We start from the raw sequence: 25,795 nt of genomic DNA, 5'->3' as shown, positions 1-25,795 counted from the left end.
TGAGCCGGTGGTCCGGGCGGCCACTCCCATTGCGTAACCTGATGCGACCTGTGGTGCGGATGGTGGGAGGACCAGTGCGACTCGGGCTCAGCCTCGGATACCAGACGGCGTGGAGCACGCCCGCCGACCACCTGGCTCTTGCCCAGGAGGCGGATCGGCTCGGCTACTCGGTGGTGTGGGCCGCGGAGGCCTACGGCTCCGACTCGCCCAGCATGCTGGCGTGGATGGCCGGCCAGACCGAGCGGATCGACGTGGGCGCCGCGGTGATGCAGATCCCCGCCCGCACCCCGGCCATGACCGCGATGACCGCCGCGACCATCGACGCCCTCTCCGGCGGCCGGTTCCGGCTGGGCCTGGGCGTCTCCGGCCCGCAGGTCTCCGAGGGCTGGCACGGCGTCCGCTTCGCCAAGCCCCTGGCCCGCACCCGGGAGTACGTCGACATCGTGAAGCTGGCGGTGGCCCGCAAGGAGGTCGCGTACGACGGCGAGCACTACACGCTGCCGCTGCCGGACGGCCCCGGCAAGGCGCTGCGGCTGGGCTTCCACCCGCCCCGCGAGCACATCCCGATCTACCTGGCCGCCGTCGGCCCGAAGAACCTGGAACTGGCCGGCGAGATCGCCGACGGGTGGCTGGCCGTCTTCTACGCCCCGGAGTTCGCCGAGGAGCAGCTCGCCTCGGTCCGGGCCGGCCGCGCCAGGGCCGGCAAGGAGCTGGCCGGTTTCGACGTCGTCCCGTCGGTGCCGGTGGTGGTCGGCGACGACATCGCCAACTGCGCCGAGCTGGTCCGCTGGTACGCCGCCCTCTACGTCGGCGGCATGGGCAGCCGGCAGCAGAACTTCTACAACCAGCTCGCCACCCGCATGGGCTACGGCGATGCCGCACGCGAGGTGCAGGACCTCTACCTGGCCAAGCGGCAGCGCGACGCGGCCGCCGCGGTGCCCATGGAGTTCATCGACCGCACCTCGCTGCTCGGCCCGAAGGAGCGCATCGCCGAGCGGATGCGGGAGTACGCCGCCGCCGGCGTCACCACCCTGTCGGTCACCCTGTTCGTGGCGGACCGGGACAGCGGCGTTCAGACCCTCCGTACCGTCGCCGAGGCGCTGGACCTCTCCGGAGTCGGCGAGTGACCTGGGTCGAGGCCATCGTCCTGGGCATCGTCCAGGGGCTCACGGAATTCCTGCCCGTCTCGTCCTCCGGCCACCTGCGGATCACCTCGGCGATCTTCTTCGGCCGGGACGCCGGGGCGTCGTTCACCGCGGTGACGCAGCTCGGCACCGAGGCGGCGGTGCTCATCTACTTCTTCAAGGACATCTGGCGGATCGTCCGCACGTGGTGCCTCGGCCTGGTCGACCGCTCGGTGCGCTCCAGCCTCGACTACCGCATGGGCTGGTACGTCATCGTCGGCACCATCCCGATCGGCATCTTCGGGCTGCTCTTCAAGGACCAGATCCGGACCGCGGGCCGTGACCTGAGGCTGGTCGCCACCACGCTGATCCTCGGCGCGATCGTGCTGGCCTTCGCCGAGTACTGGGGGCGGCAGACCCGCACGCTGGAGAACTTCCGGATGCGCGACGGCGTCATCATGGGCTTCGCCCAGGCCGCGGCGCTGGTCCCCGGTGTCTCCCGCTCCGGCGGCACGCTCACCGCCGGCCTGCTGCTCAACCTCACCCGGGAGACGGCGGCCCGCTACTCGTTCCTGCTGGCCATCCCGGCCGTGGTGATCTCCGGCGTGTTCAGCATCCCGGACGTCTTCGAGCCGTCCGCGCCCGGCACGGCCGCGCCGAGCGGGGCGCAGATGATCGTGGCCACGGTGATCGCCTTCGCCATCGGGTACGCGGCCATCGCCTGGCTGCTGCGCTACGTCGCGCACCACACCCTGTACCTGTTCGTGCTCTACCGGGTGGCGCTGGGCTCCCTGGTCCTCTGCCTGCTCCTCACCGGCACGATCAACGCCACCTGAGCTGATCCGGATACGCCGAAGGCCGGCACCCGTTCGGGGTGCCGGCCTTCGTGCGTGTGTCAGCTGTTCCAGTTGTGGGCGACGATGTCGGCGGCCTGCTGCTCCCACTGCGCGTACGCATCCGGGTAGGCCGAGACCTGCACGGTCTGGGCGGCCTCGGTCAGCGGCATGTCCTGCCACCCGTCAACCTGCTTCAGACCCTTCAGGAAGGCAAGGGTGGAGTACTCGGGATCGGTGATCTGCTCCGGCGTGCCCCAACCACTGGACGGGCGCTGCTGGAACAGGCCCAGCGAGTCATGGTCGTTGCGGTCGCCGAGGTGACCCAGGTTCTCCAGCTTCGACTCCTGCAGGCTCGTGGCGATCGAGATGACCGCCGCCCGCTCCGGCAGACCGGCCTTCTTCGTCGCGGCGATGATCGCCTTGGCGTTGGCGGTCTGCTCATCGTTCAGGTCGATGTGCGACTGCGCGCCCTGCACACCGTGCGGGATCAGCTTGTCACCCTGCACGCTCACCGCGACCGGCTTGCTGCCCTGCACCGGGGCGGCGTCGGCGTGGGCGGCGATCGGACCGGCGAACACACCACCGGTGAAAGCCAGACCAGCAATACCGAGAACGCTCTTACGCAGCATCGTGTTCACGGGAAGCTCCTTGGGGGTTGGCGCACACGCCGACGGGGGAGGTCGGCGGCGCGCAAGCACCGTCAGGCGCTCAAAAGAAGTCTTGGGGGGATCCGGCGTGCGGGGCGGGGCCTCTTCGTCGCGCCGGGACCATGTACAACGACCGGCGGCCCGCCATCATTCCGGGGCCCGGGACACCCGCCTCGGCGGGCCGTCCTCCTCGATCGTTCACGGGGATACAACGACGCCCACCCGCCCGCCATTCCGCCGCCAGAGTGCCGCCGACCACCGGCGAACCGGACATCCGGCGCAGACGACCTCGGTCGGTGGAACGCCATGGGTGTATCCGGGCCCCGGAGACATACATGCGTTCCACTCACGGCCCGGAGTCCGGCGTAAACCGGACAGTCGTTGCAGACGCCCGAGTTGGGCCTGGATCGCCCGACCCGGATCACCTGCTCGGCCCTTTGCTTTGCAGCCACGGAAGCAACATGCCCGGATCTTGGGCGTTGCGTGGAGCGCTGCAGAGCAGAGGCGGCGGAGTCCATCGGTACCCGCGCTGGCGCGGTCGCACATGATCCGTCCTGACCTCATGGGCACAGCGGGTGGGGGCGAATCCAGCGGGTCCGCCGCAGCAGCCGTCCGGGATGCGAGGGGAGTAGGCGGAAACAACAGCGCCGCCCGGCCCCGGAGGGACGGGCGGCGCTGTGGGTGTCGGTGTGCAGGTCGCCTCTCGGCGAGTGGCGCGACGCGGCTCCAGCCGGACGGTATTCCGCGAAGGCAATTTAGGTGAGGCCCGGGGACACTGGGCACACCGACGCTCTGCACAACGGCCCGACCGACCCGTATGTTCCGGACCGGAACGTGTCCGCCGTCACTCCCGCTGCCCGTTCGACACCAGGCCGGGGAGGTGGCGGTGTCGCAGGGCGGTGATACCGCCACTTCGCGTGGTGGAGTCGATCAAGGTGGTGGGAGCGCCTAGGGTGGTCTGCGTGGCGACCCTTCTGCTTCTGCGACACGGCCGGACCACCGCGAACGCCGACGGGGGCCTGGCCGGCCGGCAACCGGTCGAGCTGGACGAGACCGGGCGCGGCCAGGCGGCGGCGGTCGGCGAGCGGCTCAAGGGGTTGCCCCTCGCGGCCGTGGTGACCAGTCCGCTGATCCGTTGCCGGCAGACCCTGGAGCTGGCCCTGCCCGGCGCCGAGCCGGTGGTCGAGGAGGGGCTGATCGAGTGCGGCTACGGCGCCTGGGAGGGCCAGCCGCTGAAGAAGCTGGCGAAGGAGCCGCTCTGGCCGGTGGTGCAGCAGCACCCGAGCGCCGCCGTCTTCCCCGAGGGTGAGTCGATGGCGGCGATGTCGGCGCGGGCGGTCGCCGCGGTGCGCGCCTGGGACGCCCGGATCAGCGCCGAGCACGGACCCGAGGCGGTCTGGCTGGCCTGCAGCCACGGCGACGTGATCAAGGCGATCGTGGCCGACGCGCTCGGCGTACACCTGGATCTTTTTCAGCGGATCGTGGCCGACCCGGCGTCGGTGACCGCGATCCGCTACACGCCGCTGCGCCCCTTCCTGGTCCGGCTCAACGACACCGGCGGCGACCTGGCCGGCCTCGTCCCGCCGCCGCGCAGGCGGCGCCGGCGGGCGACCCGGGCGACCGACTCGGACGCGGCGGTGGGCGGCGGCGCCGGGGCGGCCCGGTGAGCAGCCCCACCACGGCCAGGCACGGCAGCCCCGTGAATGGCCCCGCCACGACCAGGAACGGCAGTCCCGTGAGCGGCTCCGCCACGCCCGGGGACGGCCGTGGTCGGCCATGGCGTTTCGCCCTGGGCGGATTCGGCGTCGGTGCGCTGCGCGACGGTTCCACCCGCCGGATAGGGTCGTGGGTATGACCCACCAGGTGCACGCCTTCGAGCCGCCGGAGCGGTTCGTCGCCGGAACCGTCGGCCCGCCGGGGGAGCGCACGTTCTTCCTCCAGGCGCGCGGCGGTGGCCGGCTGGTCAGCGTCGCGCTGGAGAAGGTCCAGGTGTCCCTGCTCGCCGAGAAGCTGGAGGAGCTGCTCTCCGAGGCGCAGCGCCGGTTCGGCGTCGACCTGCCGGAGACGGCCCCGGTGACCGGTGACAACGACCCGCTCGACACCCCGGTCGACGAGGAGTTCCGGGTGGGCACCCTGGGCCTGGCCTTCGACGTGGACACCGCCACCGTGGTGATCGAGGCGATCGCCGCCGGTGAGGCGGAGGTCGAGGTCGAGCTGGGCGAGGCGGACGACGACGCCGACGAGGACCCGGACGAGCCGGACGACGACCTCGACCGGCTCCGCGTCCGGTTGACGCCCGAGGCGACCCGCGCGTTCATCGAGCGGGCCCGCCGGGTCGTCAACGCCGGTCGCCCGCCCTGCCCGCTCTGCGGCCAGCCGCTCGACCCGGCCGGTCACCTCTGCCCCCGGCACAACGGTTATCACCGGTGACCTCGTCGGAACTTCAGCCCCGACAGGATGCCGCCGCCTCGCTGCGACTGCTCAGCGACGGTGAGCTGACCCTGGAGGGGCGGCTGGTCGACGCCTCCAACGCCACCCTGCGCGGCATCATCACCCTCGACGGGGTGAGCGCGCACTGCGTCTACAAGCCGGTCCGCGGCGAGCGGCCGCTCTGGGACTTCCCGGACGGCACGCTCGCCGGCCGGGAGGTGTCCGCCTACCTGGTCTCCCAGGCCACCGGCTGGGACCTGGTGCCGCCGACCGTGCTGCGCGACGGCCCGTTCGGGCCGGGCTCCTGCCAGCTCTGGATCGACGAGCCGGAGGACGCCGAGCCGCTTGTCGGTTTCGTGCCGGCCGAGACGGTGCCGCCGCGCTGGTTCCCGGTCGCGGCGGCGCGCGACGACGACGGCGCCGCGTACGCGCTGGCGCACGCCGACGACCCGCGGCTGGCCCGGCTGGCCGTCCTCGACGCCGTGATCAACAACGCCGACCGCAAGGGGGGCCACGTGCTCGTCGGCCCCGATGACCGGATCTACGGGGTGGACCACGGGGTCTGCTTCCACGTCGAGGAGAAGCTGCGCACCGTGCTCTGGGGCTGGGCCGGGCGACGGCTCCCGCAGGATGCGGTGGAGATGCTCGACGGGCTGGCCGGCCAGCTCACCGGTGCGCTCGGCGACGAGCTTGCCGAGCACCTCACGCTCAACGAGGTCGCCGAGGTGGCGGCGCGGGTGGACCGGCTGCGGGAGACCGGGCGATTCCCGCTGCCGCCGGAGGAGTGGCCGGCCATGCCCTGGCCGCCCATGTGAGCCGCTGTCGCGTTGATCACCCGAGGCGCGCCACCCGAGCGCCTGACGGCTCGTTAGGCTGGCGTTCATGGAGTCTTGGGCGGGACATGAGGTGCCACGGCTGCCGGGCAAGGGCGAGCCACTGAGGTTGTACGACTCGGCGCGGCAAGGTCTCCACCCCAGCCAGCCCGACGGCGCGGCCAGCATGTACGTCTGCGGCATCACCCCGTACGACGCCACGCATCTCGGGCACGCCGCCACCATGATCACGTTCGACCTGGTGCAGCGGATGTGGCGGGACGCCGGCCTGACGGTGCGGTACGTGCAGAACGTCACCGACATCGACGACCCGCTGCTGGAGCGGGCCGAGCGCGACGGCGAGGACTGGAAGGTCCTGGCCATGCGGGAGACCGCCCTGTTCCGCGAGGACATGGAGGCACTGCGGATCATCCCGCCGGCGCACTACGTCGGCGCGGTCGAGTCGATCCCGGACATCGCCGAGAAGGTCCTCGTGCTGCTCAAAGACGGCGCGGCGTACCGGCTCGACGACGGCACCGGCGACGTCTACTTCGACGTGGCCGCCGCGCCCGCGTTCGGCTACGAGTCCAACCTGTCCCGTGAGCAGATGCTGGAGATCTTCCCCGAGCGCGGCGGCGACCCGGACCGGGCCGGCAAGCGGGACCCGCTCGACCCGCTGCTGTGGCGCGGCGCCCGCGAGGGCGAGCCGTCCTGGCCGGGCGGCGAGCTGGGCGCCGGCCGCCCCGGCTGGCACATCGAGTGCGCGGTCATCGCGCTGAACCTGCTCGGCGACCGGATCGCCGTGCAGGGCGGCGGCAACGACCTGCTCTTCCCGCACCACGAGTGCTCGGCGGCGCACGCCGAGCGGCTGACCGGCCAGGCCCCGTTCGCCGACCACTACGTGCACGCCGGCATGATCGGCCTGGACGGCGAGAAGATGTCGAAGTCGAAGGGCAACCTGGTCTTCGTCTCCCGGCTGCGGGCCGACCAGGTCGACCCCATGGCGGTGCGGCTGGCCCTGCTCAGCGGGCACTACCGCAGCGACCGCTCGTGGACCGACGAGCTGCTCGTCACGGCCCAGGAGCGGCTGGCCCGCTGGCGCCGCGCCGCCGCCGCGCCGGCCGGCCCGTCGGGGGAGAAGCTTCTGGCGGACGTACGCGCCCGCCTGGCCGACGACCTGGACACCCCGGGTGCCCTGGCCGTGGCCGACGACTGGGCCGCCCAGGCCCTGGCCGGCGTGGCCGACGACGCGGCGGCCCCGAAGCTGTTCGCCGAAACGCTCGACGCCCTCCTGGGCATCGCCCTCTGACCCACGCCTCCGCCCACCCCGCCGATCTTGCACTTGCGGCCCCTGGGATGTCCTGCATGTCCCATCTGTCGGGCCGGAAAGTGCAAGATCGCGGCAGGGCGGGGTCAGCCCAGGACCAGGCCCGGGTCGGGGTCGGGGTCCTCGGCCGGGGCGGGGATGCGGTACTCCTCGGTCAGCGTGGTCATGGGGCCGGGCCAGGTGGCGTGGGCGACCTCGATCGGCTTGCGCTGGGCGTCGTAGGCGACGTGCAGCAGGTGCAGCACCGGCGTGTCCGGCCGGATCTGGAGGATCTCGGCCTCCTCCCGGCTGGGCTGGCGGGCGCTGATCGTGTCGGTCGCGGTGACGTACCGGCGGCCGGTGGCCTCCTCGGCCTCCTGGTAGAGCGGGCGGCCGAACGCCTCGGCCCGTTCGAGGGAGGTGCCGGCGGTGTCGGCGGGCAGGAACCAGGAAGCGCCCACCTCGACGGCTGAGTCGTCGGTGCGGACGAGGTGCCGCCGGCAGAGCAGTTCGGTGCCGTCGGCCACCCCGAACGCGTCGGCCACCTCGGGCGGGGCGGGGGCGCGGCCCACGGAGACGAGCTGCTGCCGGTACCGGGCGGCCAGGTCGGTGTGGTAGCCGCGGAAGCCGCCGTACCGGCCCCGGGAGAGCCGGTTGAGCCGACGCCGGGTGCCCCGGACGTACGTACCGGAGCCGGGTTTGGTGATCAGGATGCCCTCGACCCGCAGCTGGTCGACGGCGCGCTGCACGGTCTGCTTGGCGACGCCGAACATCTCGGCGATGGCGGGGATGGACGGCAGCCGCTCGCCGGGGCCCCAGTCGCCGCGGCGCACCTGGGCCTTGAGCTGCGCGGCGATCTGCCGGTGCGGGAACTCGGCCGCGCCGGGATTGATCTGCATGCCCGCCTCCTCATGACAGCTAGGTTCCTAGGATGCCGTAGAGGGGGTGACCTCGCCACCCCGGACACGCCGAAGCCGGGCCCTCGGCAGGACCCGGCTTCGGCGGAAAAGGGTGTTACCAGGAGCCGGCGGTGGGGCCGGCGGAGCCGCCCCGGCGGCGCAGGTACTTCTCGAACTCCTGGGCGATCTCGTCACCGGTCAGCGGGGTGATGCCGGCGTCGCCGACCCGCTCCTCCAACTCGCGGACGTACTCGCCCAGCTCGGCGTCCTGCTCCGCGGCGCTGCGCACCCGCTGCTCCCACTCGGCGGCCTCCTCGGCCAGGTCGGCCATGGGCACCGGCAGGTCGAGCACCTCCTCCACCCGGTGCAGCAGCGCCAGGGTGGCCTTGGGGCAGGGCGGGTTGTTGGCGTAGTGCGGCACGTGCACCCAGAACGACACGGCGTCGACCTCGGCGCGGGTGCAGGCGTCGTGCAGCACCCCGACGATGCCGGTCGGGCCGTCGTAGCGGGTGGGGGTGAGCTGGTAGCGCTTGGCGGCGTCGGCGTCCGAGGCGCTGCCGCTGATGGGCAGGGGCCGGGTGTACGGCACGTCGGCCAGCAGCGCGCCGAGCAGCACCACCCGTTCCACCTCCAGGCTGTGGCAGATCTCCAGCACCTGCTCGCAGAAGGTGCGCCACCGCATGCTCGGCTCGATGCCCCGGATCAGCACCACGTCCCGCTCGGTGCCCTCCGGGCTGGCCACCATGAAGCGGGTGGTCGGCCACTCGACCCGGCGGGTCTCCCCGTCGGCCATCGTGATGGTCGGCCGGCTCACCTGGAAGTCGTAGAAGTCCTCCGGGTCCAGCTCCGTCACCTGCCGGGCCTGCCAGACCTGCTCCAGATGCTCCACGGCCGCGGTGGACGCGTCCGCGGCGTCGTTCCACCCCTCGAAGGCCGCGATGGCGACGGGAGACCGCAGCACCGGCAGTCCGTCGAACTCGGTCACGCCGTCACCCCACCCGTCGCGTGGTCGCGTCGCTGATGTCCTTCACGTCCGCCAGCCTACGTGCCGCCGCCGGACGCGGCCCGTCGGCCGCGCCGGTCAGCCGGGCCGACCACTCGGGCGAACCGGATGAAACGTACGCGGTGATCCCGCTGACAGTATGTGGGAAGCGCAGGTTGCGGTGACCCGTCGACGCCGCGCCGCACTAACCTGGCCCTGTGCGGACTTCGTTGCTCGATGTGCTGGCGGACCGGATCCTCATCGCCGACGGGGCGATGGGGACGATGCTGCAGGCGGCCGACCTGACCCTTGACGACTTCGACGGCCTCGAAGGCTGCAACGAGATCCTCAACGTCACCCGGCCGGACGTGGTCCGGAGCGTGCACGAGGCCTACCTGGCCGCCGGCGCGGACTGCGTGGAGACCAACACCTTCGGCGCCAACCTGCCCAACCTCGCCGAGTACGGCATCGCGGAGCGGATCCGCGAGCTGTCCGAGGCCGGCGCGCGGCTCGCCCGGGAGGCCGCCGACGCGTACGCGACGCCGGAGCAGCCCCGGTTCGTGCTCGGTTCGATGGGCCCCGGCACCAAGCTGCCCACCCTCGGGCACGCGTCGTACGCCAGCCTGCGGGACGCGTACCAGGAGAACGCCGCCGGCCTCATCGCCGGCGGGGCGGACGCGCTGATCATCGAGACCTGTCAGGACCTGCTCCAGGTCAAGGCCGCCGTGGTCGGGTCGAAGCGGGCCCGGGCCGAGCTGGGGCGGGACGTCCCGATCATCTGCCAGGTGGCCGTGGAGACCACCGGCACCATGCTGCTGGGCAGCGAGATCGGGGCGGCGCTGACCGCCATCGAGCCGCTCGGCGTCGACCTGATCGGCCTCAACTGCTCGACCGGCCCGGCGGAGATGGGCGAGCACCTGCGCTACCTGTCCCAGCACGCGCGCATCCCGGTCTCGGTGATGCCGAACGCCGGCCTGCCCGTGCTGACCGCCGACGGCGCCTACTTCCCGCTGAGCCCGGTCGAGCTTGCCGACGCCCTGGAGCAGTTCGTCACCGACTACGGCGTGGCCCTCGTGGGCGGCTGCTGCGGCACCACCCCGGAGCACATCCGGGTGCTGGTCGAGCGGCTGCGCGGGCGGCGGCCGGTGGCCCGGGAGCCGCGCCCCGAGGCGGGCGTCGCCTCGATCTACCACCACGTGCCGTTCGCCCAGGACGCCAGCATCCTGATGGTGGGGGAGCGGACCAACGCCAACGGCTCCAAGGCGTTCCGCGAGGCGATGCTCGCGGCCGACTGGCAGGCCTGTGTGGAGATCGCCCGCGGCCAGGCCCGGGACGGCTCGCACCTGCTGGACCTGTGCGTCGACTACGTCGGCCGGGACGGCACGCAGGACATGCGCGAGCTGGCCGGCCGGTTCGCCACCGCCTCCACCCTGCCGATCATGCTGGACTCGACCGAGCCGGCCGTGGTCGAGGCGGGGCTGGAGATGCTCGGCGGCCGGTGCGTGGTCAACTCGGTGAACTTCGAGGACGGCGACGGCCCGGAGTCCCGCTACGCGCGGGTCATGCCGGTGGTCCGGGAGCACGGCGCCGCCGTGGTGGCGCTGCTCATCGACGAGGAGGGCCAGGCCCGCACCCGGGACTGGAAGGTACGCGTGGCGTGCCGGCTGATCGACGACCTGACCGGCCGGTGGGGGCTGCGCCGGGAGGACATCCTCATCGACGCGCTGACCTTCCCGATCGCCACCGGCCAGGAGGAGACCCGCCGCGACGGGATCGAGACCATCGAGGCGATCCGTGAGATCGCCGCCCGCTACCCGGGCGTCAACTTCACGCTGGGCATCTCGAACGTCTCCTTCGGCCTGAACCCGGCGGCCCGGCAGGTGCTCAACTCGGTGTTCCTGCACGAGTGCGCGCAGGCCGGCCTCACCTCGGCGATCGTGCACGCCAGCAAGATCCTGCCGATGTCGAAGATCCCCGACGAGCAGCGCGAGATCGCGCTCGACCTGGTCTACGACCGGCGCCGCGAGGGCTACGACCCGGTGCAGCGGTTCATCGAGGTCTTCGAGGGCGTCGACGCCGCCTCGGCGCGGGCCACCCGGGCCGAGGAACTCGCCGCGCTGCCGCTGGACGAGCGGCTCAAGCGGCGGATCATCGACGGCGAGCGCAACGGCCTGGAGGTCGACCTGGACACGGCGATGGCGGAGGGTCGCGCGCCGCTGTCCATCATCAACGACCTGCTGCTGGACGGCATGAAGGTGGTCGGTGAGCTGTTCGGCTCCGGCCAGATGCAGCTGCCGTTCGTGCTCCAGTCCGCCGAGGTGATGAAGACCGCGGTGGCGTACCTGGAGCCGCACATGGAGAAGACCGACGACGACGGCAAGGGGCGGATCGTCCTGGCCACGGTCAAGGGCGACGTGCACGACATCGGCAAGAACCTGGTGGACATCATCCTGTCCAACAACGGCTACGACGTCGTCAACATCGGCATCAAGCAGCCGATCAACGCGATCCTCGACGCCGCCGAGGAGCACCGGGCCGACGCCATCGGCATGTCCGGGCTGCTGGTCAAGAGCACGGTCATCATGAAGGAGAACCTGGCCGAGATGGCCTCGCGCGGGGTGGCCGAGCGCTGGCCGGTGCTGCTCGGCGGCGCGGCGCTCACCCGGGCGTACGTGGAGGACGACCTGCGTTCGGTGTTCCCCGGGCAGGTGCACTACGCGCGGGACGCGTTCGAGGGGCTGTCCCTGATGGACCGGGTGATGGCCGCGAAGCGGGGCGGCGCGCCGGTGGTCGACCCGGAGCGGGAGGCCGCCCTGGCGGCCCGCCGGGAGCGCCGGGAGCGGCAGCGGGCCCTGGTCCGTGAGGCGCTGCCGGAGCTGGACGACGCCTCGGTCCGCTCGGACGTGGCCGTCGACGTGGAGGTGCCCACCCCGCCGTTCTTCGGCACCCGGGTGGTCAAGGGTGTGCCGCTGGCCGACTACGCGGCGCTGCTCGACGAGCGGGCGACCTTCCTGGGCCAGTGGGGGCTGCGCGGCGCCCGGGGCGGCAAGGGCCCGTCGTACGAGGAACTGGTGGAGACCGAGGGCCGGCCGCGGCTGCGCTACTGGCTGGACCGGCTCATCGCCGACCAGGTCCTGGAGGCGGCCGTGGTGTACGGCTACTTCCCGGCGTACTCCGAGGGCAACGACCTGGTGGTGCTGGACGAGAACGGGCACGCCGAGCGGGCGCGGTTCTCGTTCCCGAGGCAGCGGCAGGAGCGCCGGCTGTGCCTGGCCGACTTCTTCCGGCCGAAGGGCGAGCAGCTGGACGTTGTGGCGTTGCAGCTGGTCACCGTCGGGCAGCCGATCAGTGAGTACACGGCGAAGATGTTCGCCGGCAACGAGTACCGCGACTACCTGGAGGTGCACGGCCTGTCGGTGCAGCTCACCGAGGCGCTGGCCGAGTACTGGCACCGGCGGATCCGCGCCGAGCTGGCGCTGCCGGGCGGGCGTACGGTCGCCGACGAGGATCCGAGGGACCTGGCCGGCCTGCTGCGCACCGACTACCGGGGCTGCCGGTACGCGTTCGGCTACCCGGCCTGCCCCGACCTGGAGGACCGGGCGAAGATCGTGGAGCTGCTCGGGGCCGAGCGGATCAACGTGCAGCTCTCGGAGGAGTTCCAGCTCGTCCCCGAGCAGGCCACCGACGCGATCGTCGTCCACCACCCCGAGGCCAACTACTTCAACGCCAAGTGATCGCCCCTGGAGGGCGTCATGGGCGGGGTGGTGTGGGGCGCGGGCCGCGGTAGGGCAGGGTGGCGCTGTAGACGACGTTGGTGGTGGTGCTGCCGAACGAGGCGAGTTCGTTGACGAGCTGTTCGAGGTGCGCCATCGACGTCGCGGCCACCTTCAGCACGTAGCAGTCGTCTCCTGTGGTGCGCAGGCACTCCAGGATCTCCGACCGTCGCTCCAGCAGCTTGTGCAGCGGTTCGTGCCGGCTGCCGGGATACTTCAGCCGGACCACCGCGAGCACGGGGAAGCCCGCCTTGGCGAGGTCGACCTCGGCGCGGTAGCCGGTGATCACGCCGGTGGCCTCCAGCCGCCTCACCCGTTCGGTGGTGGCCGACGCGCTCAGCCTGACCCGTCGGCTGAGCTCGGTGATGGGCAGGCGGCCGTCGCCCTGCAGCTCGGTCAGGATGGACCAATCGACGGCGTCAAGATCCTCGGCCATGCGGTCAATCTACCGGCGGATTCACGGCAGAAGCCGGCGAGGGCCGGGATCATGGTGTTCACAGCGGGGACCCGCCGTGAGTAGCGTGGGAGCCGTGCAGATCGGTGTGAACGTACCGAATTTCGGCCCGGGTACCGACCCCGACATGCTGCGGCAGTGGGCGCAGACGGTCGAGGGCCTGGGCTTCGACCTGCTGATGGTCTCCGACCACATCGCGGTGACCCCGGACGTGGCGGAGCAGTATCCGGCGCCGTTCTACGAGCCGTTCACCACGCTGTCGTGGCTGGCCGGGGTGACCCGCCGGGTCCGGCTGGGCACCACGGTGCTCATCGTGCCGTACCGGCACCCGCTACTCACCGCCCGGATGGCGGCGAACCTCGACCGGCTCAGCGGCGGCCGGCTCGTCCTCGGCGTCGGCGTCGGCTGGGCCCGGCAGGAGTTCGAGGCGCTCGGCGTGCCGTTCGGGCGACGCGGCGCGCTGACCGACGAGTACCTGCGCGCCATGCATGACGCCTGGCGGAACGCCGGCGACTACGACACGGCGGCGATCCCGATCTGGGTCGGCGGCAACAGTGACGCCGGCATCCGTCGCGCGGTGCTGCTCGGTGACGCCTGGCACCCGCTGCGGGTCACGCCCCGATGGCTGGCGGAGGCGGCCGGGCGGCTGAAGGCCACCGCCGACGAGTTGGGCCGCCCGGTGCCCGCCTTGATGCCGCGGATCGCGCTGCGGGAGACCCGGGAAGCGGTCACCGGCGCGGATCGGCTCGCCGGTGTCGGCACCATCGACCAGATCATCGCCGACCTCGACCAGTTCCGTCTGCTCGGCGCGCAGACGGTGGTGCTCGACCCGTTCCACGGTGACCTGACTGAGATCCGCCGGCCGGAACGCGCCTGGCGGACCCTTGCGGCCGTGGCCGCGTACCACAGATCCCAGGAGGACCGATGACTCCCGACGACGAGAAGTTTCTCCGCCGTGCCGTGGAACTGGCCAGCATGGCCGGGGCGTCCGGCGAGCGGCCGTTCGGCTCGTTGCTGGTCGGCGCTGACGGCGCCGTGCTGGTCGAGGACCACAACACCGTGGTCTCCGACTCCGACATCACCGCCCACCCGGAGTTGAAGCTGGCCCGCTGGGCTGCTCGGGAACTCGCCCCGGACGTGGCGGCCGGCACCACGATGTTCACCAGTTGCCAGCCCTGCCCGATGTGCGAGACCGCGATCGCCCGGTCCGGCCTCGGTCGGGTGGTGTACGCCCTGTCCGCGGAGCAGTTCGAGGAGGTCAAGCCGGCCACCCCGCCGCTGCCTCCGGTGCGGTACGAGGGGCCGGCGCTGTTCGACGAGGCGCGCCGGCCGATCGACGACTACTACTAGGAGTCACGTACCGGAGCCGACTACCGGCCCTGGTCGCGGCGTTCCCGCTCGGCGGTGTAGGCGGCGTTCAGGCGTTCGAGGGGGCCCGGGCCGTCGCCGGGCTTCGGCGGGGCGTCGAGGTGGCGCACCCGGAGGTCGTCCATGAGTTCCTCGATGAACGCCGGGCCCGCGTCGCGCATGATCTGCTGCCGGATCTGGAGGTCGTCGGTGCCTGGGCGCCAGTCGAGGCCCCAGTTGCCGAGCGCGTAGAGGACCGGAAGGGTGCGGATGCCGGCTTCGGTGAGGCTGTAGCGGGCGCGTTGCCCTCGTGCCGCGGTGCCGCGGGTGAGGAGGCCCGCCTCGACGAGCCGCACGAGGCGGTCGGCGAGGATGTTCGAGGCGATGCCCTCGACCGACCCGGTGAGCAGCGCCCGGAAGTAGCGGCGGTCGCCGAAGATGATGTCGCGGAGCACGAGCAGCGCCCATCGGTCTCCGAGCACTTCGACGGCCGCGTTGATCGGACACCCGGACCGTGGTTCCACGACTCCTCCTTGACAGGCACCTGGGCCCCAATATAGTGGTTGCAGATCGCAACCACTACGGGAAGGAGGGGACGATGGGCCGCTTCCTGTACTGGATGAACGTGTCCCTCGACCTGCGGATCGAGCAGGTTCCCGGTGATGACGGCGCCGGCGAGTGGCTGCGGATCGACGAGGAACTGCACCGGGAGTTCAACGCGCGGGCGCGAACGCTCGCGGGCATGGTCCAGGGGCGGGTCATCTACGAGACGATGGAGGAGTACTGGCCACGGGCGCGCGATGACGCGTCCCTGCCGGAGGTCATGCGCGAGTACGGCGAGATCTGGACCTCCGCGCCCAAGGTGCTGGTCTCCCGCACCCGCCGCAGCGCCGGTCACGACACCCGCGTCATCGGCGGGGACGACGCGATCGAGCAACTGGCCGCCCTCAGAGCCGGGACCGACGGCACCCTCGGTGTGGGTGGCGCGGCGCTCGCCACGCAGCTGCTCCGGGCGGGGCTCCTCGACGAACTGCTGCTCTTCACCCACCCGGCGATCCTCGGCTTCGGCCGGCCGCTGTTCGACGACTGGGACCGGCCGATCGAGCTCGACCTGCTCGAGCAGCGATCGTTCACGAACGGCGTCACGATGCACCACTACGCGATCCGGGAGGCGAGCTCGTGCTGAGGCAGGTCGCGGACGGCGTGCTGGTCCACGAGAGCGCATTCCTCCAGAGCAACACCGTCGTCGTGCAGGGCGACGCCGGGGTGTTGCTCGTCGACCCCGGGTTGCAGGACCACGAACTGGCCTGCCTCGTGAACGACCTGTCGGCACCGGGCCGCACCGTCGTGGCGGGCTTCTCGACGCATCCGGACTGGGACCACCTGCTCTGGCACGCACAGCTCGGTGACGCGCCGCGTTACGGCACGGCCCGCTGCGCGGCCGCCGTCCAGGAACAACTGTCCGACCCGGACATCAAGGCCCGCATCACCGAGCACCTGGCCGAGACGGAGATCGCCGGGCGGGTCCCGCTGGACCGGTACGGTCTCGTCACCGCCCTGCCCGCCGGTGCGGCGCGGATTCCCTGGGACGGCCCCGACGTCCGGATCATCGAGCATCAGGCGCACGCGCCGGGCCACGCGGCGCTGTTCGTCGAGGAGCGCGGCGTTCTCGTCGCCGGCGACATGCTCTCCGACGTCCTGGTCCCGATGCTCGACCTGGACGGCGCCGCCGACCCGGTCGAGGACTACCTCGCGGCGTTGCGGCTGCTGGAGGGCGTGGCGGCCGGCGTCGACGTCGTCATCCCCGGCCACGGGTCGGTCGGCGGAGCCGGTGAGGTGCGCGAACGGATCGAGCGGGACCGGGCGTACGTGCTCGCCCTGCGTGACGGCCGCGAGCCCGTCGACCCGCGGATCGGCGCCTCGGCCAAGCCCGGCTGGGAGTGGGTGAGCGACCTGCACCACGGGCAGGCCCAGGCACTGGCCGCTGCTGCTGGGGCGGCGCGCCGGGTCTGATGTCCTCCGACAAGGCCCCTGGAGAGCTGCCGTCCCGGTCCGGGGGTCAACTCTCCAGGGCCCACGCGGACGAGCGTCAGTAGGCGTAGGTGACGGAGATGGTCGTGGCGGGGCAGTTGTTGGCCCAACTGGTCAGGGCGCTCTTCTCCGCGCTGTCCACGGTGAGCCGCCACCGGAGCTTCACGGCGACCCATTCGCCGATGTAGCGGCAGCGGGCGGAGGCGTACGGCGGCAGCCAGGTGGCCGGGTCCTGGTCGCCCTTGGCCTGGTTGACGTTGTCGGTGACCGCGGCGAGCGCGCGGGAGTCGCCCAGGTCGTTGGCGTACGCCTGGCGGCGGCTGGTGGTCCAGTTGCGGGCGCCGGAGTCCCAGGCCTCGGCGAGCGGGACCATGTGGTCGATGTCGAGGTCGCCGGTGAGCGTCCAGTAGGCGTTGTCGTAGTAGGAGTACCAGCGGCCGCCGGAGAGGGTGCAGGTGCCGCTGATCGTGGGCTTGGTGGTGGCCTCGGCGTAGAGGACCTCGTTGCGGGTGTTGCAGCCGTCGCCGTCGGCGTCGATCCAGTGTGGGAAGAGGTCGCGGCTGTAGCCGGTGCGGACCTCGGTGGCCACGGGCAGGCCGGCGACGGCGGTGGTCAGGGAGGCGGAGTAGCTGGCGGCCCAGGCGGGCTGGGTGAGGCCGAGGGTGGCGGCCAGGATCGCGGCGAGGCTGATGGCCGTGGCGCGCAGCGTGCGGGTCATGGGACTCCATCCGGATGGGATTGGCATGTGCTGGCACCCATATAGACAGAGCTGGAAGTAATGGTCTAGATCAAGTTCTGTGAACAGTGGATGACGGGAACCGGACGGACGCCGCTTCGGGCCCGGAACCGGGCCGGATCGCCGCAGCTCAGGTGTGTGCCGGCGGGGCGGGGGTAGACGCCGGGGGCAGCGGCGAGACGAGACGGGAGGTCCCGGTGCAGTCGTACCCCGCGGTGGAGGACCACGGCCTGATCGGCGACCTCCAGACGGCGGCGCTGATCACCAAGGACGGCACGCTGGACTGGTTCTGCGCACCCCGGTTCGACTCGCCGAGCATCTTCGGCGGGCTGCTCGACCGGCGTCGCGGCGGCTACTTCCAGCTCTCACCCGACGGCGTCGACTACACCAGCAAGCAGCTCTACCTGCCGGGGACGCCGATCCTCATCACCCGTTTCCTGAGCGCGGACGGGGTGGGCGAGCTGGTGGACTTCATGCCGGTCACGGGTGACCGGGCCACCGACAACCACCGCCTGGTCCGGATGCTGCGGATGGTGCGCGGCAGCATGCGGTTCCGGTTGGAGTGCCGTCCCCGGTTCAACTACGGGCGGGACCGGCACGAGCTGGAGGTCCACCCGAACGGCACCGTCTTCCGCGCTCCCGGGATCTCGCTCACCGTGCATCCCATCCGGTACGACGAGCGCCTCTCCGAGGAGCACGAGCGCGCACGGACCGAGGAGGGCGTCCACCTGGTCGCCACCCTGCACGAGGGCGAGGCCGGCGGCGTGATCCTGGAGACCGGGTGCCCGGGCCCGCCGCGCTTCTGTCCGCCAGAGGAGGCGCGCGAGCTGCTCGAACAGACGCGCGACTTCTGGCGGGCGTGGGTCGGCCGCTCCTGCTACAGGGGACGGTGGCGGGAGATGGTCGAGCGGTCGGCCATGACGCTCAAGCTCATGACGTACGCGCCGACCGGCGCCCTGATCGCCGCCCCCACCGCCGGGCTGCCCGAACAGGTGGGCGGAGAACGCAACTGGGACTACCGCTACACCTGGCTCCGGGACGCGTCCTTCTCGGTGCACGCCCTGCTCAGCCTGGGCTTCACCGACGAGGCGTGGCAGTACCAGCACTGGGTCGACGACCGGATCCGGGAGGCCGAGGGCGGGGGAGTGCCGTTGCAGATCATGTACCGGGTCGACGGCTCACCGGACCTCACCGAGGAGGTGCTCGACCACCTCGAGGGCTACCGCGGGTCCACCCCGGTGCGCATCGGCAACGGCGCGGCGAACCAACTGCAACTCGACATCTACGGCGAGATGCTCAACTCCCTGTACCTCGCCAACGAGCACGGCCTGAAGGGCTCGCACGCGGCCTGGCGGAGCCTCGTCCGGATAATGGACTGGCTCTGCGCCCACTGGGACCAGCCCGAGGACGGGATCTGGGAGACGCGAGGCGGTCGGCAGGACTTCACCTACGGGCGGCTGATGTCCTGGGTGGCCCTGGACCGGGCCGTCCGGCTGGCCGACCGGTGCGGGCGTCCCGCCGACACCGCCCGCTGGACCGACACCCGGAACCGGATCTACGAGCAGATCATGGCGCGCGGCTACCACTCCGGACGCCGGGCCTTCGTCCAGCACTACGCCACCGACGTGCTCGACGCCTCCCTGCTCGCCATGCCCTCGCTCGGCCTCCTGGCGCCCACCGATCCGATGTGGCAGTCGACGCTGCGGGCGATCGACGGCGAACTGGTCTCCGACAGCCTGGTCTACCGCTACGACCCGGCCGCCACGTCGGACGGCCTCGCCGGCCGGGAGAGCACCTTCACCATGTGCACCTTCTGGTACGTGCAGGCCCTGGCGGAGTCCGGACGGCTCGACGACGCCCAGTTGACCTTCGAGAAGATGCTCACCTACAGCAACCAACTCGGCCTCTACTCCGAGGAGATCACCCCCGCCGGGGAGCAGGCCGGCAACTTCCCGCAGGCGTTCAGCCACCTCGCGCTCATCAGCACCGCGGCGAACCTGGACCGACTCCTCGACGCCCACGGCTGACCGCCGGGCGTGGTAAACCCGCTGTGCCGCCCGGCCCGGCCCGCTACGGTGACCGGAAGACGGGTTACCGGCCCGGCCCGGGCGGGTAAGCGCCCCCGACCAGCAGCGGGCCCCGGCCCGCCGTCCACGCCGGCGCAGCCCGGGAGATGCGGCTGTGACGTCCGAGGACGAGCATGGGGGTACGACGAGAGGGGCGGACATGACCGACGACATCGCTTCGAAGGTTCCGCCGGACCCGGCCCCCGTGCTGAGCGCGCCGGCCGGGCCACCGCCTGTCGGGCCGCCGAGCAGTCTGGACCTGTGGGCCCGGGCGCAGACCCTGCACCGCTGCTTCGGCGACGACGACGGCGAACCGCACATCATGCGCGGCCTGGACTGAGGTCCCGGCACATCACCGGCGCCCCGCGCGGGCGCCGGGATCCGCGCGTCGCCGATCGTCAGTCCGGTCGGCGGGCGACCACCGCCAGGGCCATGCCGAAGAACTTCAACGGCGACCGCTCGATCCCGTCGGTCAGCGGCCGGATGCGACGCCCGAAGCCGGACCGGTCGAACGGCGGCATGATGTAGTCCATCGCCACCGGCTCCAGCCCGGCCCGGCGTAGTTGCGCGGACAGGCCACGGGCGGTGAAGGAGCGGGCGTCGGCCAGCCGCCGGTGCAGCGGCACGATCCACGGCAGGAACGGACCACGCGCCGGCCGGTAACGCTTCCCGCGGATGAGGAAACCGTGGGTCTCGAAGGGGAACCACCGGTTGGGCGTGGTCAGCGCGAGGCGGCCGCCGGGGGCGAGCACCCGGTGCACCTGCCGGAGAGCGGCGTCCAGGTCGTCGATGTGTTCCACCACCTCGATGGCGGTGACCAGGTCGAAGCTCCTGTCCGGGTAGTCCAGCTCGGTGGCGGACAGCTCGCGCACGTTGATCTTCTGAGCCGCCGCCGGGTCGGCGGCCAGCCGCTCCCGGAACAGCTCCAGCCGATCCTGTTGGATGTCGACCGCCTCGATCTGCGCGAAGGCGTCGACCAAACGCATCGTGTAGGTGCCGTCCCCGCAGCCGATCTCCAGCAGCCGCCGCCCGGTCAGTGGGGTGTGCCGGCCCAGCGTGCCCAACCGCTTGGCCACCCCGCGCTCGCCGAACGCGCTACCGTGCCCCAGTCCCAGGTGTCGCGTCGCAGTGGTCACGATCGACGACTCTAAACTCGCCGGCCGCTCCTGTGGGGGCAGCCGCCGCCGAGGACGGCGCGCGGCCCCGGATCAGCCGTCAGACCCGAGCCGGGCCGCCCGCGCGTGCAGGTAGCGCTGCTGGGTGAGGTTCATCGACCGGCGGGCCGCCGTCAGGTACGCCTCCCGTGCCGCGTCCGGCTCCCCGGCCAGCTCCAGCAGGTGCGCCCGGGCCGCGTGGCGGCGGTGGTCCTCGGCGACCCGGCGGTCGGCCCCCAGCGCGTCGAGCAGCGCCAGGCCGGCCCGCGGACCGCGCGCCATGGCCACCGCCACGGCGTGGTTGAGCCGGACCACCGGGTTGTCGTGCAGGGTCAGCAGCATCTCGTAGAGGGCCACGATCTGCGGCCAGTCCGTCGACTCGACGTCGGGCGCCTCGTCGTGCAGCGCGGCGATCGCCGCCTGGAGCTGGTACGGCCCCACCGTGCCCCGGGGCAGCGCCGCGCCGACCAGCGCCGTCCCCTCGGCGATCCGGTCGGCCCGCCAGCGCCGCCGGTCCTGCTCTGCCATCGGCACCAGCGTGCCGTCGGGGCCGGTCCGCGCCGGGCTACGCGCGTCGGTGAGCAGCATGAGCGCCAGCAGCCCGGTCACCTCGGCGTCGTCGGTGAGCCGGTGCAGCATCCGGGCCAGCCGGATCGCCTCGGCGCACAGGTCGGGCCGGTGCAGGTGCTCCCCGGCGGTGCTCGCGTACCCCTCGTTGAAGATCAGGTAGAGCACGTGCAGCACGGCGTCGAGCCGGACGGCCCGCTCCCGGCCGGCCGGCGGCGCGAACGGCAGGCCGCTGTCCCGGATGCGCTGCTTGGCCCGGGTGATCCGCCGGGTCATGGTCGCCTCCGGCACCAGGAACGCCCGGGCCACCTCGGCGGTGCTCAACCCGCCGACCGCGCGCAGGGTCAGCGCGATCTGCCCGGCCGGCGGCAGGGACGGGTGGCAGCAGAGGAACAGCAGGACGAGGCTGTCGTCGGCGTCGTCCGGCACGCTGTCCGCGGGCGGCGCCACCCAGCGGTCCGCCGGCGCCTCCCGGGCCACGCCGTCCTCCCGGCGGCGCCGGGCCTGCTCGGCCCGCAGCAGGTCGGTCAGCCGGCGGGACGCCACGGTGATCAGCCACGCCCTCGGATCGTCCGGGAGCCCGTCGGTGGGCCAGCGGGTGGCGGCGGCGAGCAGCGCCTCCTGGGTGGCGTCCTCGGCGGTGTCGAAGTGCCCGTAGCGGCGGACGAGCGCGCCGAGGACCTGCGGCGCCAGGGCGCGCAGCAGGCCCTCGACGCGCTGGGCGGGCACCGGTTCAGCCCTGGAGTTCCTCGACGCCGTCCACGATCGGCCGCACGTCGACGTACTCGCCCTCGGCGTCCGGGTTGACGAACCGGGCGGCGATCTCGGTGGCCCGGTCGAAGCCGGCGCACTCGACAAGCGTGTAGCCGGCCAGCACCTCCTGCGTCTCGGCGTACGGGCCGTCGGTGACCACTGGCGCACCGCCGCGCAGCCGGACCCGGCGGGCGTGCACCGGCGCGGACAGGCCCTGCGCGTCGACCAGTTCCCCGGTCTCGGCCAGGTCCTTGTGGATCGCCTCCATGTGGGCGTGCATGGCGGCGAGCTGCTCCGGGGTCATCGGCGGCTCGTCGCCGGGCCGCCCCGCCATGGCGTCGTAGTCCCGCTGGCTGCCGTAGAGCATGATCAGGTACTTCACGGTGTCTCCTCCCGGCGGGCGCCCCACGGCGCCGCTCACCCGGGACGTCGGAGCCACGGAACCCACCCGGACACCAGCCTAGGGTGGATCAGCCGACCCGGGCGGAGGCCGGCAGCGCGGCGGTGGGCAGCGCCAGGCTCCCTACGGCGTGCCGGTGGCGGTGAGCCGGTCGTACTCCCGGCGGTCGCGCTCACGCACGGCCACCGGCTGCCGTTCCAGCACCAGGCCGATGGCACTGATGCCGGCGGCCGGGCCGCGGGAGCGTAGCCGTGACCCGGGGTGCGTGGGTGTCCTACCGTCACGGGGATGACGACGGTGCTGGTGACACTGGCGGGGGTGGCCGTGGTGGTGGCCACGGTGGTGGGCTACGTCTCCTGGCGCGACCGGCTGCGGCGGGCCACCGAGGAGGATCCGGCGGCGGTCCGGGCGGCCCGAGCGGAGCGGCACCGGCGGGCGGCCGAGCGGGAGCACGCGCAGCACGACGGCTGGAACAACGGCGGGCACGGCTTCAGCGGGTGAGGCCGTCCGGTGTGGTCAGCGCACCCCGGCCCCGCCGGCGGCGAGGGCGGTGCGCCAGGACCGGGTGTTGAAGGCCGCGGCGCCGTTGAAGAGCTGGTCGAGGAAGCCCGGCCCGTCGCCGGTCGGCGCTGTCCGGTGCGCCCAGAAGTCGACGAGGTCACGCCTCTGTTCCGGGCTGGGGTCCGGCGAGACGGCGGCCCCGCGCCCCACGAGCGCGTACCGGCGCCCGCCGACGGTCAGCAGCAGCGTGCCGAGGCGGGTCAACCGGCCGGCGACCTGACCGGCCGGGACGGCGAACACCTCCGCGCCGGCACGGTCGCGTGCCCGCAGCCAGCCCTGGTCGAGGGTCATGAGCACCGGCACGCAGCGGGTTCCGTTCCAGATGCTCCGTCGCCAGTAGACGATGCTGGCGTGGGCCACGGGGTGGGTCACGCGGGCACTGTACCGGGGCGTCACCAGGGGTGGGCGGCGGCGGCTACCCTGCCGGCGTGAACCGCAGACCGCTGCTCGTGACCGTCGTCGCCGTGGCCGGCGTCGTCCTGCTCGCCGCCTGCGGCGGGGTGTTCTGGCTGGCGCGGGCCGAGGAAGGGCAGGAGCGGGACTGCGCGGCGCAGGTCGCCGCCGAGGAGGCGAAGGTCCGCACCGACCGGCACTGGACGGCGCAGGACGTGCCCGGCATCGGGGAGTACGCCGAGATCCACTGGCAGGTCGACCACCCGAGCTTCGCGTGCTCCCGCGCGCCGGGACCGACCGACAGCCGGTACCAGGGGATCGTGCGGCTGGCCCCGGCCGACGCCCGCGCCCTCGCCGCCGGCTACCCGTGGACGCCGGTGGCCGGTGGGGCCGTGGAGGTCTGGCCGGACCTGAGCGCGTACGTGCCGCCGGAGGTGCGCTGGCGCCACAGCCCCGCCTACGACGAGGGCACCCGGGCGAGTGTCGAGTTCGACCCCGACCGGGCGCTGCTGCTGTTCACCGTCGCCGACTGATGAACGAAGGCCCGCGCGGGCACGTGATCCCCGGTGGGCATCAACCCCGTGCGGTCGGGGTACTGCGCTGACACAGGGACTCAGCCGGGAGGCAGTGGTGGGGGAGAAGGCGGGACGTCGGCGACCGGGACCACTGGCCGGGCTGCTGGTGGCCGTGGTGGTGGCGGCCGGCTGCATGGGCGGTGGGCTGGACCAGGGCGAGCCGGAACAGCCCGGCCCGCGGCAGAACGGCCCGGCGGCCTCCCCCGGAGCGGACTCGACCCGCGCCGACGGCACCACGAGCGTGGCCGAGTTCAAGCAGGACTTCTCCGACGCCGTGGGCATCGCCGAGCGCTACTGGACCGACCGGTTCCGGGCCTCCGGGAAGCAGTTCCAGCCGATCCGGCGGGTGGTGCCGTACACCAGGTCCGGCGAGGTCTCCTGCGGCGGCGAGGGACTGCCCCGCAACAACGCGGTCTACTGCTCGGCGGGCGACTTCATCGCCTACGACGTGAACTGGTCGGTGGCGGCGTTCCGGCAGGTCGGCGACGCGTTCCTGTTCTACCTGCTCGGCCACGAGTACGCCCACGGCGTCCAGGTCCGCCTCGGCATCCGCTACAACTTCACCATCCAGCAGGAGTTGCAGGCGGACTGCATGGCCGGGGCGTACATCGGTGACAACGTGCGCTCGGGGACGCTCACGCTGGCCGAGGGCGACCTCGACGAGTTCCGCGAAGGGCTGCTGGCGGTCGGTGACGACCCGAACCAGCCCTGGTTCGCCGAGGGCTCGCACGGCACCGCCGAGCAGCGCACCGACTCGTTCTTCCGGGGCTACGAGAACTCCCTGGACGCCTGCGGCCTCGGCTGATGCCGCAGGTCACCCTCGCCGGGGACGGCGGTCGCCCGGCGCGGCCCGGCTGAGAGGATCGGCGGGTACCCGCACCCGAGGAGGCCCCCGCTGAGCAGCAGACATCCCGCCGCCGTGCTCTTCGACATGGACGGCACCCTGGTCGACAGCGAGAAGCTCTGGGACGTCGCGTTGCAGGAACTCGCGGCCGTCTACGGCGGCACCCTCTCCGACGACGCCCGTAAGGCGATCATCGGCACCAGCATGGCCGTGTCGATGCGGATCGTGCACGACGACCTGGGCCAGCCCGAGCGGGACCCGCAGGCCAGCGCCGACTGGATCAACGCCCGGATCCTGGAGCTGTTCCGCGACGGGCTGCGCTGGCGGCCCGGGGCCCTCGCGCTGCTGCGTGCCGTCCGCGCCGCCGGCATCCCCACCGCCCTGGTCACCTCCAGCACCCGGCCGCTGGTCGAGGTCGCCCTCGACACCCTGGGCCGGGACAGCTTCGACGCGGTGGTCTGCGGCGACGAGGTGGACGCGGCGAAGCCGCACCCGGAGCCGTACCTGACCGCGGCGCGGCTGCTCGGTGTGCCGATCGCGCGGTGCGTGGCGATCGAGGACTCGCCCACCGGGGTGGCCAGCGCCCTCGCGGCCGGGGCCGCCGTGCTGGCCGTCCCGGCCGAGGTGCCGTTGCCGCCGACCGACGGCGTACACCAGTTGGAGAGCCTGACCGCGGCGGACCTGGAGCTGCTGGCAGCCCTGCTCGGGGAACGCCCCGCCTGAGCGCGGTCAGCGGGCCTCGCCGAACACCGCCACGGCGATCTGGTAGCTGTCGAAGGCGCGCGCGGCGCCGGCGTAGGCGGCCAGGTGGATGAAGAGTTCGACGATCTCCTCGCGGCTCACCCCGGAGTGCAGTGCGATGCGCAGTTGTCCGCGCAGCGGCTCGTGGGTGCCCAGCGCCGCGGCGATCGCCACCGACACCAGGCAGCGGGAGCGCAGGTCCAGTCCCTCACGGGGCCACACGTCACCGAACGTGTGCTCGGTGGCCAGCCGCCGGAAGTCCGCGCCGACCGGCGGCTCGCCGGGACCGAGCGGCAGGGTGAGCGGCTGGCCGAGCAGTCGCTCGGCGTTCTCCAGCGCCCGCGCGTAAACGTCCTCAGTCACG

General features: G+C 72.6%; 28 protein-coding genes. 17 read left to right on the top strand and 11 right to left on the bottom strand.

The genetic code is table 11. The features are described from left to right. Positions 1-74: 74 nt before the first annotated feature. Together GA0070603_RS06960 and GA0070603_RS06955 are read left to right on the top strand one after the other, a co-directional pair. On the top strand, positions 75-1,127 hold the full coding sequence (locus tag GA0070603_RS06960) for an LLM class F420-dependent oxidoreductase (RefSeq protein WP_091308882.1): 1,053 nt from the start codon (positions 75-77) through the stop codon (positions 1,125-1,127). Further along, the gene (locus GA0070603_RS06955) at positions 1,124-1,960 is read left to right on the top strand and encodes an undecaprenyl-diphosphate phosphatase (protein ID WP_091308879.1); all 837 of its coding nucleotides are present in this window, start codon (positions 1,124-1,126) and stop codon (positions 1,958-1,960) included. Before GA0070603_RS06960 ends, GA0070603_RS06955 begins: the two co-directional genes overlap by 4 nt. A 59-nt stretch (positions 1,961-2,019) precedes the next feature. Here the strand turns inward: GA0070603_RS06955 and GA0070603_RS06950 are convergent, their stop codons facing one another. After that, positions 2,020-2,598 (bottom strand): hypothetical protein, encoded by a 579-nt coding sequence (locus GA0070603_RS06950; protein ID WP_091306792.1) that lies wholly within the window; start codon positions 2,596-2,598, stop codon positions 2,020-2,022. Positions 2,599-3,560: 962 nt separating this feature from the next. On the opposite strand from GA0070603_RS06950, the gene GA0070603_RS06945 reads away from it, so the two are divergent. From GA0070603_RS06945 to mshC, 4 genes are all read left to right on the top strand, one after another. After that, positions 3,561-4,274, top strand: coding sequence for a histidine phosphatase family protein (locus tag GA0070603_RS06945; RefSeq protein ID WP_091308876.1), 714 nt, complete (start codon positions 3,561-3,563; stop codon positions 4,272-4,274). Between the two features lie 184 nt (positions 4,275-4,458). Next, positions 4,459-5,037 (top strand): DUF3090 domain-containing protein, encoded by a 579-nt coding sequence (locus tag GA0070603_RS06940; RefSeq protein ID WP_091308873.1) that lies wholly within the window; start codon positions 4,459-4,461, stop codon positions 5,035-5,037. Continuing rightward, positions 5,034-5,852 (top strand): SCO1664 family protein, encoded by an 819-nt coding sequence (locus GA0070603_RS06935; protein ID WP_091308870.1) that lies wholly within the window; start codon positions 5,034-5,036, stop codon positions 5,850-5,852. Before GA0070603_RS06940 ends, GA0070603_RS06935 begins: the two co-directional genes overlap by 4 nt. A 67-nt stretch (positions 5,853-5,919) precedes the next feature. Continuing rightward, complete coding sequence (gene mshC / locus GA0070603_RS06930; RefSeq protein ID WP_091308868.1) at positions 5,920-7,158, top strand: cysteine--1-D-myo-inosityl 2-amino-2-deoxy-alpha-D-glucopyranoside ligase; 1,239 nt, start codon at positions 5,920-5,922, stop codon at positions 7,156-7,158. A gap of 104 nt (positions 7,159-7,262) precedes the next feature. Here the strand turns inward: mshC and GA0070603_RS06925 are convergent, their stop codons facing one another. Continuing rightward, positions 7,263-8,054: a GntR family transcriptional regulator gene (locus tag GA0070603_RS06925; protein ID WP_091308864.1), complete on the bottom strand. Its 792-nt coding sequence runs from the start codon at positions 8,052-8,054 to the stop codon at positions 7,263-7,265. Positions 8,055-8,169: 115 nt separating this feature from the next. Beyond that, positions 8,170-9,039: a PAC2 family protein gene (locus tag GA0070603_RS06920; protein ID WP_030504102.1), complete on the bottom strand. Its 870-nt coding sequence runs from the start codon at positions 9,037-9,039 to the stop codon at positions 8,170-8,172. Between the two features lie 215 nt (positions 9,040-9,254). Between GA0070603_RS06920 and metH the strand changes: the two genes are divergently transcribed. Beyond that, the gene (metH, locus tag GA0070603_RS06915; RefSeq protein ID WP_208862831.1) at positions 9,255-12,770 is read left to right on the top strand and encodes a methionine synthase; all 3,516 of its coding nucleotides are present in this window, start codon (positions 9,255-9,257) and stop codon (positions 12,768-12,770) included. Positions 12,771-12,786: 16 nt separating this feature from the next. On the opposite strand, the gene GA0070603_RS06910 is transcribed toward metH, so the two are convergent. Continuing rightward, a complete protein-coding gene (locus GA0070603_RS06910) occupies positions 12,787-13,245 on the bottom strand; it encodes an Lrp/AsnC family transcriptional regulator (RefSeq protein WP_091308857.1) in 459 nt (152 codons plus the stop codon). On the opposite strand from GA0070603_RS06910, the gene GA0070603_RS06905 reads away from it, so the two are divergent. Beyond that, a complete protein-coding gene (locus GA0070603_RS06905) occupies positions 13,175-14,191 on the top strand; it encodes an LLM class flavin-dependent oxidoreductase (protein WP_425270418.1) in 1,017 nt (338 codons plus the stop codon). The genes GA0070603_RS06910 and GA0070603_RS06905 overlap by 71 nt on opposite strands. Then, complete coding sequence (locus GA0070603_RS06900) at positions 14,188-14,613, top strand: nucleoside deaminase (RefSeq protein WP_091308850.1); 426 nt, start codon at positions 14,188-14,190, stop codon at positions 14,611-14,613. The genes GA0070603_RS06905 and GA0070603_RS06900 overlap by 4 nt, the downstream gene beginning before the upstream one ends. 20 nt (positions 14,614-14,633) lie before the next feature. Here the strand turns inward: GA0070603_RS06900 and GA0070603_RS06895 are convergent, their stop codons facing one another. Continuing rightward, the gene (locus tag GA0070603_RS06895; protein ID WP_091308847.1) at positions 14,634-15,134 is read right to left on the bottom strand and encodes a winged helix-turn-helix transcriptional regulator; all 501 of its coding nucleotides are present in this window, start codon (positions 15,132-15,134) and stop codon (positions 14,634-14,636) included. Positions 15,135-15,208: 74 nt separating this feature from the next. Here GA0070603_RS06895 and GA0070603_RS06890 point away from each other — a divergent pair, with 74 nt between their 5' ends. Together GA0070603_RS06890 and GA0070603_RS06885 are read left to right on the top strand one after the other, a co-directional pair. Then, positions 15,209-15,796 carry a dihydrofolate reductase family protein gene (locus GA0070603_RS06890; protein WP_091308844.1) on the top strand — a complete coding sequence of 196 codons (588 nt, stop codon included), beginning with the start codon at positions 15,209-15,211 and terminating at the stop codon, positions 15,794-15,796. Beyond that, positions 15,790-16,623, top strand: a complete 834-nt coding sequence (locus GA0070603_RS06885) for an MBL fold metallo-hydrolase (protein ID WP_091308841.1) — start codon at positions 15,790-15,792, stop codon at positions 16,621-16,623. Before GA0070603_RS06890 ends, GA0070603_RS06885 begins: the two co-directional genes overlap by 7 nt. 76 nt (positions 16,624-16,699) lie before the next feature. On the opposite strand, the gene GA0070603_RS06880 is transcribed toward GA0070603_RS06885, so the two are convergent. Continuing rightward, on the bottom strand, positions 16,700-17,359 hold the full coding sequence (locus GA0070603_RS06880) for an HNH endonuclease family protein (protein WP_091308838.1): 660 nt from the start codon (positions 17,357-17,359) through the stop codon (positions 16,700-16,702). A 215-nt stretch (positions 17,360-17,574) separates the two neighbouring features. Here GA0070603_RS06880 and GA0070603_RS06875 point away from each other — a divergent pair, with 215 nt between their 5' ends. Beyond that, on the top strand, positions 17,575-19,404 hold the full coding sequence (locus GA0070603_RS06875; RefSeq protein ID WP_091308836.1) for a glycoside hydrolase family 15 protein: 1,830 nt from the start codon (positions 17,575-17,577) through the stop codon (positions 19,402-19,404). Between the two features lie 199 nt (positions 19,405-19,603). Next, the gene (locus tag GA0070603_RS06870) at positions 19,604-19,783 is read left to right on the top strand and encodes a hypothetical protein (RefSeq protein ID WP_091308832.1); all 180 of its coding nucleotides are present in this window, start codon (positions 19,604-19,606) and stop codon (positions 19,781-19,783) included. A gap of 58 nt (positions 19,784-19,841) precedes the next feature. Here GA0070603_RS06870 and GA0070603_RS06865 read toward each other — a convergent pair whose 3' ends face one another. From GA0070603_RS06865 to GA0070603_RS06855, 3 genes are all read right to left on the bottom strand, one after another. Beyond that, complete coding sequence (locus GA0070603_RS06865; protein ID WP_091308829.1) at positions 19,842-20,579, bottom strand: class I SAM-dependent methyltransferase; 738 nt, start codon at positions 20,577-20,579, stop codon at positions 19,842-19,844. A 72-nt stretch (positions 20,580-20,651) separates the two neighbouring features. Further along, on the bottom strand, positions 20,652-21,893 hold the full coding sequence (locus GA0070603_RS06860; RefSeq protein ID WP_091308826.1) for an RNA polymerase sigma factor: 1,242 nt from the start codon (positions 21,891-21,893) through the stop codon (positions 20,652-20,654). A 4-nt stretch (positions 21,894-21,897) separates the two neighbouring features. Beyond that, positions 21,898-22,299 carry a YciI family protein gene (locus tag GA0070603_RS06855; protein ID WP_091308823.1) on the bottom strand — a complete coding sequence of 134 codons (402 nt, stop codon included), beginning with the start codon at positions 22,297-22,299 and terminating at the stop codon, positions 21,898-21,900. A 306-nt stretch (positions 22,300-22,605) separates the two neighbouring features. Here GA0070603_RS06855 and GA0070603_RS06850 point away from each other — a divergent pair, with 306 nt between their 5' ends. Next, on the top strand, positions 22,606-22,818 hold the full coding sequence (locus tag GA0070603_RS06850) for a hypothetical protein (RefSeq protein WP_091308820.1): 213 nt from the start codon (positions 22,606-22,608) through the stop codon (positions 22,816-22,818). A gap of 15 nt (positions 22,819-22,833) precedes the next feature. Here the strand turns inward: GA0070603_RS06850 and GA0070603_RS06845 are convergent, their stop codons facing one another. Then, complete coding sequence (locus GA0070603_RS06845) at positions 22,834-23,250, bottom strand: hypothetical protein (RefSeq protein ID WP_091308817.1); 417 nt, start codon at positions 23,248-23,250, stop codon at positions 22,834-22,836. A gap of 56 nt (positions 23,251-23,306) precedes the next feature. On the opposite strand from GA0070603_RS06845, the gene GA0070603_RS06840 reads away from it, so the two are divergent. The 3 genes from GA0070603_RS06840 (at position 23,307) to GA0070603_RS06830 (ending at position 25,413) form a co-directional block, all read left to right on the top strand. Further along, positions 23,307-23,804, top strand: a complete 498-nt coding sequence (locus GA0070603_RS06840) for a hypothetical protein (protein ID WP_139131837.1) — start codon at positions 23,307-23,309, stop codon at positions 23,802-23,804. A gap of 97 nt (positions 23,805-23,901) precedes the next feature. Further along, positions 23,902-24,651 carry a neutral zinc metallopeptidase gene (locus GA0070603_RS06835; protein ID WP_091308809.1) on the top strand — a complete coding sequence of 250 codons (750 nt, stop codon included), beginning with the start codon at positions 23,902-23,904 and terminating at the stop codon, positions 24,649-24,651. Positions 24,652-24,765: 114 nt separating this feature from the next. After that, positions 24,766-25,413 carry an HAD family hydrolase gene (locus tag GA0070603_RS06830; protein WP_091308804.1) on the top strand — a complete coding sequence of 216 codons (648 nt, stop codon included), beginning with the start codon at positions 24,766-24,768 and terminating at the stop codon, positions 25,411-25,413. 6 nt (positions 25,414-25,419) lie between these two features. On the opposite strand, the gene GA0070603_RS06825 is transcribed toward GA0070603_RS06830, so the two are convergent. Next, entirely contained in the window at positions 25,420-25,794 is a 375-nt protein-coding gene (locus tag GA0070603_RS06825) for a carboxymuconolactone decarboxylase family protein (protein WP_167544512.1), read from the bottom strand. Between the last annotated feature and the right edge of the window lies 1 nt (position 25,795).

The organism is Micromonospora chersina, from assembly GCF_900091475.1.
Taxonomy (GTDB): Bacteria; Actinomycetota; Actinomycetes; order Mycobacteriales; family Micromonosporaceae; genus Micromonospora; species Micromonospora chersina.
Note: the sequence above shows the minus strand (reverse complement) of the source record. Positions and strands in the feature narration are given on the sequence as shown.